At 49.3% G+C, this 12,362-nt stretch carries 7 protein-coding genes; all 7 read left to right on the forward strand.

The genetic code is table 11. The features are described 5' to 3' along the window. Window positions 1–94 precede the first annotated feature (94 nt). The 7 genes from LCH85_11755 (at window position 95) to LCH85_11785 (ending at window position 12,350) form a co-directional block, all read left to right on the forward strand. Entirely contained in the window at window positions 95–4,177 is a 4,083-nt protein-coding gene (locus LCH85_11755; GenBank protein MCA0352660.1) for a tetratricopeptide repeat protein, read from the forward strand. A gap of 26 nt (window positions 4,178–4,203) precedes the next feature. Continuing rightward, window positions 4,204–7,203, forward strand: coding sequence for a hypothetical protein (locus tag LCH85_11760; GenBank protein MCA0352661.1), 3,000 nt, complete (start codon window positions 4,204–4,206; stop codon window positions 7,201–7,203). A gap of 171 nt (window positions 7,204–7,374) precedes the next feature. Next, entirely contained in the window at window positions 7,375–8,310 is a 936-nt protein-coding gene (locus LCH85_11765; protein MCA0352662.1) for a MoxR family ATPase, read from the forward strand. 125 nt (window positions 8,311–8,435) lie between these two features. Continuing rightward, window positions 8,436–9,818 carry a VWA domain-containing protein gene (locus LCH85_11770; GenBank protein ID MCA0352663.1) on the forward strand — a complete coding sequence of 461 codons (1,383 nt, stop codon included), beginning with the start codon at window positions 8,436–8,438 and terminating at the stop codon, window positions 9,816–9,818. 201 nt (window positions 9,819–10,019) lie between these two features. Continuing rightward, window positions 10,020–11,021, forward strand: coding sequence for an MBL fold metallo-hydrolase (locus LCH85_11775; GenBank protein MCA0352664.1), 1,002 nt, complete (start codon window positions 10,020–10,022; stop codon window positions 11,019–11,021). A 29-nt stretch (window positions 11,022–11,050) separates the two neighbouring features. Beyond that, window positions 11,051–11,809, forward strand: coding sequence for a Crp/Fnr family transcriptional regulator (locus tag LCH85_11780; GenBank protein ID MCA0352665.1), 759 nt, complete (start codon window positions 11,051–11,053; stop codon window positions 11,807–11,809). 85 nt (window positions 11,810–11,894) lie between these two features. Further along, window positions 11,895–12,350, forward strand: coding sequence for a hypothetical protein (locus LCH85_11785; protein MCA0352666.1), 456 nt, complete (start codon window positions 11,895–11,897; stop codon window positions 12,348–12,350). The last annotated feature ends 12 nt before the right edge of the window (window positions 12,351–12,362 follow it).

Below are 12,362 nucleotides of genomic sequence, written 5' to 3' on the forward strand. Positions count from 1 at the left end.
AAATACCTGCTAGAGTCCCGTTGTTTTGTTGCCAGAACCCTCTATAATGCATTTGACAGTGATTGATGCTTGATACTTTGCTAAGGTTTATACCATGTCGATTCAGCCCCCATCGTCAGAATTTGCCTCATTGTTGCGTCAAGTTCAACAGGCCGAGGTAATGCCCACCCAAACGCAGCTCGATGATGTGTATCGTCAGCTTGATCAACGGATTCAGCAATTGCAGCGCTATGTGCCCGACCCAATTGTGCAGCGCTTAAAACACGGCGAGTTGCCCATTCCCTATGGCGAACGTTGGTTGGGTTCGTTGCTGTTTGCCGATCTTTCGGGCTTTACTGCGCTTTCCGAAAGCCTAACCCGCTTGGGCAAAGAGGGAGCTGAGCAAGTAACCAGCATTATCAACCGCTTATTTAATCAGTTGGTAGCTGATATCGAGGCTCACGGCGGTGCATTAATCAAATTTGGCGGCGATGCAGTCACCGCCTTTTTTGATCAAACCAAACTTGGCGAGCAGCATGCCTTGTATGCCGCCCACGCCGCTCAAGCCATGCAAGCATCAATGGCAACTTTAGGCAAAATCCAGATTCGGGCTGGCCAATTTAATCTCACGCTGCGGATTGGCGTGCATAGCGGCGAGGCGTTTGCTGCGTTGCTGGGCGATCAGCAGCATGCCGAGTTGATGCTGACTGGGATTGCCGTCAACTTGGTGGCGCGTGCTCAAGAGTTGGCGCGACCTGGCGAGGTGGTTTGTTCCAAAGAAACCATGCGTTTGCTAGGCTTGCCGACCGATCCCATGAATCCATTTACGGCCTTAACCACTGCGCTTGAACATCCGCCTTATCAAGCAACCAGTCAAGCACCAAGTATCCCGCAAACCATCACTTTAGCTGATGTTCAAGCCCTTGCCAGCATCTATGCAGGCATTCAGCGTTTGCTGCCCCAACGCATGAGCGAAGAACAACTGCTCAGCAATGCCGCCAGCAGAACCGGTGAAATTCGGCTGGTCACAATTGTTTTTGCCCATATTGCTCCCTTCAGCACGATTGTCGAATTGTGCAATGATGCCAGCGCAACCCAATTGCTCAACCACTACTACCAACGCATGCAGCAAATCGTCAATCACTATGGCGGGGTGGTCAATAAGCTCGATATGGCTGCCGATGGCGATAAATTGCTGGCGATCTTTGGCGCACCGATTGCCAACGAAAACGATACTGAGTTGGCAGTGCGCACTGGCCTTGATATGCAATCGGCCATGAACGAAATTAATGCCTTGATTCAACAGCACGACCCACGCTTACCCTTGCTTGACCAACAAATTGGGATCAATCAAGGCCATGTGTTTGCGGGAATTGTTGGCAGCGAAACCCGCCGCGAATATACCGTGATGGGCGATCCAGTCAATACTGCTGTGCGCTTGATGAGCGTTTGTCGCTATGGCGAAGTGTTGGCCAGCCCCACGATCAAACGGCTTACCAGCCATGCCTTTGCCTACGAAACCCTGCCAGCCTTGCCACTCAAAGGCAAAAGCCAACCAATCGAGCCAGCTCGGGTCGATCGAGCTTACAATGTGCGACGCGAAACTATGCGAGCCGATTTGGTTGGGCGGGTGCAAGAACTGGAACAATTAGCCACAATCAGCATTCAAGCGCTGCAAGGCCAAGGCCAAATTATCAATATCTTCGGTGAGGCAGGCATTGGCAAATCACGTTTGCTCGAAGAATTGCTCAGCCGTTTGTCGTTGGCTTCGTTCGACCCAAGCTTGAACGTGCCCGAATTTATGCCGATCACGATTGAATGCCAGTTGTATGAGCAAACGACTCCATTTGCTTCGGCCAGCGAAGTTTTGCGCCAGGTATTGCGCTTGAGCAGCAGCCTGAATGGCGAACGCTTGGTGCAAGTCATCAGCCAACGAGTCAATCGGCTTGTGCCCGAGTTAGAGCGCTTTTTGCCCTTGCTCAGCGATATTTTGCATGTGAGCTTGGCCGAAAACGAACTAACCCAAGCCCTCGCCCCCGAACAACGCCATGATCAAACGATTGAATTAGTGGTGGCCTTGATGCTCGCCAGCGCCAACACCACGCCACTGGTGATTTTATGGGATGATGCTCATTGGATCGATGCCTCATCGCGCCAATTGCTTGAACGTTTGGCCAAGCATGCACATCAGGCCGCGATAGCCTTGCTGATTGGTTCGCGCACCAAGGGCTTAAGTGCCATGACCTGGCCTGAGCAAACTGTGCATCTTGAGTTAAGCGAATTGAGCATGCCCGAAAGCGAAGCCCTCGCCAGCGCAATTATTGGCCATGCACCATTGCCAACGGCCTTGCTCGAACGCTGGCGACGCAGCGATGAACGCTTTTTCAATCCACAAGGCAATCCATTTTTCATTGAAGAGATGATGCGCAGCTTGATTCAACAAGGTGTGATTGTTGAAACTGCGGCGGGCTGGGATTTACGCGGCGAACTCGATAGCTTGCCAACCACGATTGAGGGTGTCATTACCGCACGCTTGGATCGATTGGATAATCGGATTCGCGAAACAGTGCAAGTGGCCTCGGTAGTTGGGCGACGCTTTGAACTGAATATTTTGCGTGGCATTACCAACGACGACGATTTAGTTAATCAAATGGATCGCTTGACCAATGCTGATGTGGTGTTGCCCGACCATATTGCCGCCGAACTGGCCTATTTATTCAAACATACATTAACTCGCGATGTGGCCTACGAAGGCATTCTGTATGCCCGCCGGCGCGAATTACATCGACGGGTGGCTGCGCGGATTCAAGAAGTTTATCGGCAAAACCTAGTTGATGTTCTGCCGATTTTGGCTCGCCATTATGCGCGGGCTGAGGCTTGGCATGAAGCAGTACGCTATTATCGCGAAGCTGGGATCGCCTCGCAAAAACGTTATTACAACGCCGAGGCATGTGCCCATTATCGTGATGCCCTTGAGTTATTGCCAAATCTGAGTGCCTTTGATCGCTCGTTGGAGCAAGAACTAACTGAGCGTTTGGGCTATGTCACGATGCAAGCTGGCGATTATGCTGAAGCCCTACCAATTCTCGCTCAAGCCCAAAGCCAATTACGCCAAAGCAGCGTGTATAGTAGTAGCCGCGAAGCACGGATTTTGCGCCATATCACCACAATTTACGAGCGGCGCGGCGAATACGAACCAGCCTTCGAGCATCTGCAACAAGCGCTTGATTTGTTGGGCGAAAGTCAATCGGCGGAGCGAGTACGAGCCTTGTTGCTTGGCTCGGGGCTGCATCAGCGCCAAGGTCGTTATCATGAAACGATTACCTGGGCCGAGCAAGCCTTAGCAATTGCCGAACAATTAAATGCCCAACCAGAACAAGCCCGTGCCTATTTGCTGATTGGCGGAACCCATCGCGTGCTTGGCTCGCGTGAGCAGGCCGTCGGCTATTTAGCCAAATCGATCGAACTGTATCAGGCAGTCAACGACATTTCGCGTTTGGCCGATGCCTATAACAACGCCGCGATCAACTTTAGCGATCTTGAACAATGGGAGGAATCAATCGCCCTATATCAGGCTGCTTTGAACATCAAAAAGACCATCAATGATAGTTATGGTCAAGCCCTTGTTAGCCTCAACCTTGGTGAGTTATATCGCAAGACTCAGCAATTTGACCAAGCTTTAGAGACCTTCAACCAAAGTTTACAGCTTTGGAACAAACTTAACTCCAAGCTTGGAGCCGCCGTCACCCAGATGAATATGGGCAACACGCTGTTTGCTCAAGGCCAAAGCGCCACCGCTGAATCCATGCTTGATCGCAGCCGCGCTATTTTTGATGAAATCCATGTCGATTCATTTTTACCCGAGCTGTATCGGATTTATGCTGAACTTTTTTATAGCCGCCACAACTATGCCAAAGCCTTAGATTATTGTGATTTTGCCTTGGAACAGGCTCGCCAACATTCAGCCAAAGCCGATGAAGGCCTAGCCCAACTGACTCAAAGTAAGATTCTGCTGGCCTTAGACCATTATGATCCAGCTCTACATGCTGCGGAACAAGCACTCCAGTTGTTGCAAGAATGCGATAACCAAGCTGATGTTGAACGCTGTTTGGAGCAACTGATCGCTCTGACCCAGACCAATGATCCGCAGCGCATGGCTGATTATCAGAATCAACTAGACCAGTTAACCAAGGCATAGCAACAGATTTTCGCGATGGAGGGTTTATGCGTCGTTTCAGTAAAGTCCGCTTACTGGGAATATGGGTTTTGCTGCTAAGTTTGACGGCTTATCAGCGAACTCCCAATAGTTCGGCTCAAGTGCTTCGCAGCCTTGTGCCAGTGCCCGAAATCGAATCAAACGATGCCTGGCAAAATGCCCATGATCTGACCAGTAGTTGTTTATGGCCGAGCATTACGATTTGTGATGTAACGGGCGAGCTTGATGATGGCGAGGACTTAGATTGGTACAAAATTACGGTGCGACCTGCAACCACCTTGTCAATTAGCCTCACCGATACCTTTGGCGATTATCAAGTTGCTTTATTTTATGATTTGGGCCAACCTATCACCCAAACTGGCCATGTGTCGCTAGGCAACCTGAACGCGATTGGCAACCTGAACGCGATTGGCAACCTGAACGCGATTGGCAACCTGAACGCGATTGGCAACCTGAACGCGATTGGCAACCTGAACGCGATTGGCTCAAATGGCTATTCCGATGCCAGCATCAATAGTTTTTTATGGACACCTGGTTTTTATTATGTACTGGTCTATCCGCTTGATGAAGATCAATCGGGTGATTACAACTTGGCAATTGAAGCAGCATTTGATCAAAATTTGACTAAACCTTTGCCAATTCCCTTTATGATTAACCAAAGTGAGCCACCGGATTGCAAACGCTCGCTCTATATTACCAATAGCGATTATCTAAATATTCATCAGAGTTTTTCCCCTTACAATACCAGTGTTTATACTGAATTACTTGGTTTAGCGTCGAAACCAGGCGATACAAGCGGCTTGGTGCTTGATTTAGCTAATATTTCATGGATTCAACCAAGTAATGCATTTAGCAATCAATCGACGCAGTGGAATGCCAATCGCACCAATCCGTTCTATGCCAATCGGATTGCTGAGGGCGTGCATCATCTAATCACTCAATATGCGCGACGCTGTGCGAGCTTACGCTATGTCACAATTGTTGGCGGCGATTACGTCGTGCCATTTTATCGTGTGCCCGACGAAACCGTCATTGCCAACGAAGGCGATTATTTGGCAAGTTCGGGAATTAACACCAATAGCTTTACCGCCAGCAGCCTGAAATATAAAACAATCTTGACTGATAATATTTATGGGGCAATCAAGCCGATTCCTTATCGTGGTCGCCAATTGTGGGTGCCTGAACTGAGTGTGGGCCGCTTAGTCGAAGGTGCTGATTCAATTCATTTTTATCTCAAGAGCATGAATCTGCATACCGATTTCCCAAGTGGCAGTATGATTAATCTAGATCCTCAACCGCAACAAGCAAATTTGGTGACGGGCTATGATTTCTTGCTCGATCAAGCCAAGGTTGTCTCGGGAACGTTGACAAATTTAGTCGGTGCGCGTCCGGTTGGTTTGATCAGCGATACGTGGGATGCAGACGATTTACTTTCAATCTGGTGGCCCGATGTTAATAACGGGATCGCCAACTCACCCTATCCCGCTCAATCGATCAATGCCCACTTTACCCACTATCAGGCGATTCCAGCCAATTTTGAAATTTCAAGTGATGTAGTTGAGGCCTCGTCGCTCTATTTGCATCCGCTTAGTATAGTTGCGCCAGAAGATGCCTATCAGCGTAATCGCCTAGGCTATAGTGTTGGCTGCCACTCCGGTTATAGTGTCTATGATAACGATGCTGGCGGTCTTGGTAATCCAGTTGCGATCGACTTTCCGCAAGCCTACATGAAGCAACATGGCACGTGGATTGGCAATACTGGATTTGGCTATGGTGATAGTGATTTAGTCGGCTATTCGGAAAAACTTATGACCCAATTTACGCTCGAAATTGGCCGTGAGTGGAAAAATCAATCAGGGTTTTATGGGGGTATGCCTGTTGGCTATGCTTTGGTTCGCGCCAAACGCAGTTACTTACGCGAAGGTACACCAGGTACATTTAGCGTCTACGACGAAAAAGTGTTGTTGCAATCAACCTTATATGGCCTGCCGATGATTCGAGTTTCAGTCCCGAATCCGGTTGCCTTCCCACCAGGTGATCGCCAAGATTTTGCCTGTTTGACCTGTCCGCCACAGGTAGCGCATCGGGCAACCGTCACTGATCGGGCGATTGATCGCGACATTACCTTCAATATTAACTACACAACTGCCCAAGATAATGCCCGTGGCAAAATTCTCAGGGCGCAGGCAACCGTAGTCAACGATACTGAAGGCTTATTGACTGGTCAGATGTTTAATAGCTCGTTGGTTAATGCGGCGGGCTTGCCATCATTGCCCAACTTTAGCATTCCACTTTCCTTGACCGATAGTTTTGGCGAACAACGGATTCAAGGGGTTCAGTTCCTTGGTGGAACCACAACCACTGCTGCAACCTTTAATCCAGTTATTACGCGTTTGATTACTGACGAGATTTATTTGAGCCACGAACCAACCTTTGATTTTACTGATCGTTGGTATCCCGACCAACCATTTAGCTATAGCGTGTTCGAAAGCGATAACCTCGACGATGATGGCCCGCTCAACCAAGATCGACGTTTTTCGCAGCTTTTGTTGACTCCAACTCAATTTAAAGGCAACACATCGGGCGGTGAGTTACGCCAGTTCAGCACCATTACGCTACGGCTGAAATATTTGAGCGATGGCGCTGATGATGATTTGCTAGATGATAATTTTGACCCAATCGTTCGTGATACCCAGCGCACCAGCGATGGCAAAATTCGGGCAATTGTGATCGAGCGCGATAACGATGGCCCAGGCGATGAGCTTGATGCTGAGATGGTTGTCAAAACCAACACTGGTGCTTGGCAAACTGTCAGCATGAATACCTTCCAAATTGGCACAACTGAACGCTGGCAAATTGAAGGTAGCCTTCCAGCCAATACCTTTCTACCCTTGCAACTGTTGATTCAAGCGGAAGATGAGGCTGGTAATGTGGGGGTTGAAACCTATGGCGGGCGTTTCGATATTGATTATGAAATGTATCTGCCCAACGTAAATGTCAACCGCTAGCTATTACTAATATTGGCGGTGGTGGGTGCTAGCTGCAAGTTAGCACCCACTGCTTTTAATGAGCCATGCATTTGATCAAAAAAGTGCTACACTTAACTTTGTGTGATTGTTACCCCTATCCCTACCTCAGCTAAACCCAGTTTCCGCCAAGCCTACAGGAGCATAAAACCTATGGAAGAGCAACCGACGAAGCCTGTTAAGGATGGGCTGATCGCCCAAAGTTATATTCCAACCGATCAAATTGCCACGGTGTTGTATTTGGCTGATCGCTTGGAAAAGCCGTTACTAGCCGAAGGGCCAGCCGGAGTTGGTAAAACTGAGCTTGCCAAGGCATGGGCTGCGGCAACTGGCCGCGAGTTGATTCGTTTGCAGTGCTATGAAGGGCTTGACGAGACCAAAGCGCTCTACGAGTGGGAATATGCCAAGCAAATGTTATATACCCAACTGCTACGCGATAAACTCAATAATTTGCTTTCTGATGCCGATTCGTTGCGTTCCGCTGCCGATCGGCTTGCCGCCGAAGAAGAAGTGTTCTTTTCGCAGCGCTTTTTATTGCAACGACCCTTGCTCAAGGCGATTCTCAATCCTAAACCTACGCTGCTCTTGATCGACGAAATTGATCGAGCTGATGCTGAGTTTGAGGCCTTTTTGCTCGAAGTGCTGTCGGATTTTCAAATTACTGTGCCGGAGCTTGGTACGCTCAAGGCTGCTCATCGGCCAATTGTGATTTTGACCAGCAACAATACTCGTGAGCTTTCCGAAGCCCTCAAGCGCCGCTGTATGTATTTATTTATTGGCTATCCTTCGCTCGAAGAAGAATTGCGAATCGTCGAGATGAAAGTGCCAGCCTTGGGAGCCAAATTGGCTCGCCAAGCGGTCGAGTTTGTGCAACGCTTGCGCAATCTTGATCTCAAAAAGTCGCCTTCAATCTCCGAAACGCTGGATTGGGCACGCGCTTTGGTGCTGCTCAATGCCAAACAACTCGATCAGGATGTCCTTGATCAAACCATGACCGTGCTATTGAAGCATGAAAGTGACCTGCAACGCACCCAACGCGCCATCCAAACAGGCCGCAACCGCAACGACGAAGGACGAAGGAAAGGATGAGGGATGAATTATGAAGGATGAAACCTTATCTTTAGAATTACAACAATGCTCATCTGGAACCCGGTTCAAAGCTATTTCATCCCTCATCCCTCATCCTTCATCCCTTCAAAAGGGGTTTTTTTACGATGCATGAACGAATTGTGGCCTTTGTCAAGGCGCTGCGAGCAGCCGGAGTTCGTGTGTCGCTCGCCGAAAGCCTTGATAGTTTTAATGCCTTAGAACAGCTTGGCATCAGCGATCGCCAGCTTTTTCACGATGCACTGTTGGCAACCTTGGTCAAAGATGCGAGCCAGCAAGCACAGTTCGAGGAGCTATTTCCGCTCTTTTTTGGCCATGGCGATGCCCCGATGATCAGCGGTGCCAATGGCTTGAGCGGACTAGATCCTGACGAATTACAGCAATTGCGCCAAGAAATTGCCCAATTACGCGAACGGATTCGCGAATTGATGCAACGGCTGATGGATGGCCAAAATCTTACGCCTGAGGAATTGGCGGCACTAGCACGAAGTTCGGGCATCAATCACATTCAATCGCTCAACCAACGCCGCTGGGTCGAACGGCGCATGGAACAACAAATGGGCCTGAATGAATTTAAACAGGCGCTGGAAGCTTTGCTCAAACAATTGGAAGAAGGCGGGATGGATGCCGATGCCTTGGCCGAAATTATGCAGCAAATGCAGGGCAACGCCCAAGCCATGCGCGACCAAATTAGCCAATTCGTTGGTTCGGGCTTAGCCGAGCGCATGAGCGACGACTACAATCCGCAAACTGGCGATGATCTCCAGCATCGACCATTTGGCTCGCTCTCTGATGCTGAAGTACAACGCATGCGCCAAGAAGTGCGTCGTTTAGCCGCTTTGTTGCGTTCACGAGCAGCGTTGCGCCAAAAACGCGATAAAGCAGGTCAGGTTGATATCAAACGCACTATGCGCAACAATATGCGCTACGACGGCGTGCCGATGAAATTGGAATATCGTAAAAAGCAACAAAAACCCAAGTTGGTAATCATCTGCGATATTTCGACCTCGATGCGGCCAGTAGCAGAATTTATGCTGCGCATGATTTATGAATTACAAGATCAAGTCAGCAAGACCCATTCATTTGCCTTTATCGCCAATTTGCACGACATTACTGAGCAATTGAATGATAGCCGCGCCGATATTAGCGTCAATGATGTGCTCGAAAGTATCCCGCCTGGCTACTACAACACCGACCTTGGCCGTAGCCTCGATACCTTTCTGCATAGCCACCTTAGTACGGTCGATTGGCGTACTACGGTGATTATTGTGGGCGATGGTCGCAATAATTTCAACAATCCACGGCTCGAATCATTGCAAACAATTCGTCGCCATGCCAAGCGCTTAATCTGGTTTACTCCCGAAGATCGCTGGCAATGGGGCACTGGCGATAGTGATATGCAGCTCTACGCGCCGCTCTGCGATCGGGTGCATCTCGTCACCAACTTGGCTGAATTAACCGCTGCGGTTGATCGCTTGTTGGCTAACTAGCTATTTAGCAAGCCACCTATAGGCCGTAGGTGGCTCCTGCACCCTCTCGATTAATCCCCTCTGTGGTTGCTTTAATCCACAATTAACCTGTGCTATAGTTCGTTGGGCAAGTGTGAGCTAGCTAACAGCCGCTTGTTTACGAATTGGGCATAATAGAACCACGATACATCAAACCCACGTCAACCCAGAAGGAGACAACCAATGACAACCATGACAGTGCGTTTTTGGGGTGTGCGTGGCAGCCACCCAGTATCCGGCCCAGAATATTTGAAGTACGGCGGCAACACGTTATGCGTCGAGGTCGAGGCCAATGGCCATACGATCATCCTCGATGCAGGAACTGGCATTATTAACCTTGGCAAAAGCCTCAACGCCCGCGCCAAAGCCAGTGGTAAGCCCATCGATGTGACAATTTTGTTCAGCCATATGCACCATGATCATACCCAGGGTTTTCCATTTTTCACCCCTGCCTATCGTGGTGACACCAATATGCACATCTTTGGGCCTGGTATTTTTGAACGTGATTTAGAAGAAACCTTAGCAAAAACGATGTTGCCGCCGGTTTTTCCAGTGTCGATGGCCGAATTGCCTGCCCAAAAAATCGTTTCGAGCATCCGCGAAACTGATGTATTATTGCTTTCAGAGGCGGTGGGCGGCGCGATGCTGCGCAATCGTTTTCACGATAATCTGAGCGATATCGATGAAAATATGATTGTGATCAAAGCCTTGCGCTCATATGCACACCCCGATGGCGTGTTAGTTTACCGAATTGAATGGCAAGGAATGAGCGTTGTCTACGCCACTGACACAGAAGGCTATATTAATGGTGATCAACGGCTAGCTCAATTTGCTCAAGGTGCTGATGTGCTGATCCACGATGCTCAATATACCGAGGAGCATTATCTGGGCAAAGCACCAGGCTTTGGTTCAACCCAAGGCTGGGGCCACTCAACCGCCACGATGGCGTGTGATGTGGCCAAATCGGCCAAAGTCGGCACATTAGTCTTGTTCCATCATGAGCCAACCTATGGCGACGATGTGATCGAGACAATTGAAAACCATGCCAAATCGATGTTTGCTGGGGCAGTCGCTGCCCGCGAAGGCTTAGAATTGGTGCTGAACCAACCGCAACCCGAAGTAGCCAGCGTTGCGGATGCCAGCACTGCTGTAACCGAGCCATTGAGCAGCGACGTTGCAAGTTGATCAACGGTAGCAGGTGGAGGAACACGCCCATGAATCCAACCATAACAACGATTACTCCGAGTTTTGGCTGGCGCATGCTAGGAGATAGCCCAATGTTGAGCGATACAGAACTGGCGTTACTCCGCGATGTTGAGCTATTTGACGGCCTCGCTCCTGAGCAGGCCGCTCAAATTAGTCGGCGCTTGGTGCGGCGTACCTTCCCTGCTGGAACCAATTTGATGTCGGTGGAGCAACCAGGCGAGGTTGTATATATCATTCTGAATGGCACGGTCAAAATTCATGTTGAGCAAGCTGATGGCACCGATGTGATTATTGCCATGCTTGGGGCTGGCGATACCGTCGGCGAAATGAGCTTAATCGATAGCGCTGGCCGCTCGGCAACCGTGGTTACTCAAGAAGAATCAACCTTGCTCTGGATGAATCGCACAGCTTTTTTGGAAGCCTTGCAAAACGCTCCGGTGATTACCTTAAACCTTGTGCGTATGCTTTCAAGTCGTTTGCGGCTGGCCAATGAGCAAATTCAGGCTTTAGCGACGCTCGATGTGCATGGGCGGGTGGCTCGCCAGCTCTTGGCGTTTGCCCAAAAATACGGCCACGCCGATGAAACGGGCACGGTGCAAATTCCAATTCGGCTGACCCAAAGCGATTTGGCAGGCTTGGTCGGAGCATCACGCGAACGAGTCAACCAAGTGATTGGCTATTTCAAACAACGCCGCTATCTGAGCGTCGATCAACATTATCACATCAGTTTGCACAACCTTGAAGCCTTGGCCAAACGGATTAAGTGAGTTTTGCAACAACTTGAGCAAATAGCCACAAGCGTTTTCAATTAATTCGTTTGTGGCTTTGTTGCTTTCAAATTGGGAGAAGCGAATGCAAAAATGGCTCATTGGCGGGTTATTAGCTGGATTATTGTTAATCCGTGGATTGTTGCTAGTGAATAAAACACCGCCGCTGCATGCCCATCCTCAAGCGGCAGTTGAAGCTTATTTGCAATTTATGCAGCAACCCGATTCCTTAAGCGAGCAAGAAGTATTTGTTGACCAGATTGCCCAGCAACGCAGCCAGTTACAGCAAGCTACGGCGATTTACGCCAATCAAACTGTTAATTTTCAAGCTGTGGCATTCCATGATACCGCTAATCAATTTTACAAAACCGCAATTATCACCAGCACATTAACCGATCAATCCGGCCAGAAACGCCAGCTTGTGGATAAAGTTGTGGTTCAGCAGGTGCGGGTCAATCATCAATATTTGCCAAGCACAAAAGCTGAAGTGAGCTGGAAAATACACTTAATTAACGGCGATTTGCCCCAGATTGTGCCCTAAAATGACCATGCA

Source organism: Chloroflexota bacterium (genome assembly GCA_020161265.1).
Lineage (GTDB): Bacteria > Chloroflexota > Chloroflexia > Chloroflexales > Herpetosiphonaceae > Herpetosiphon.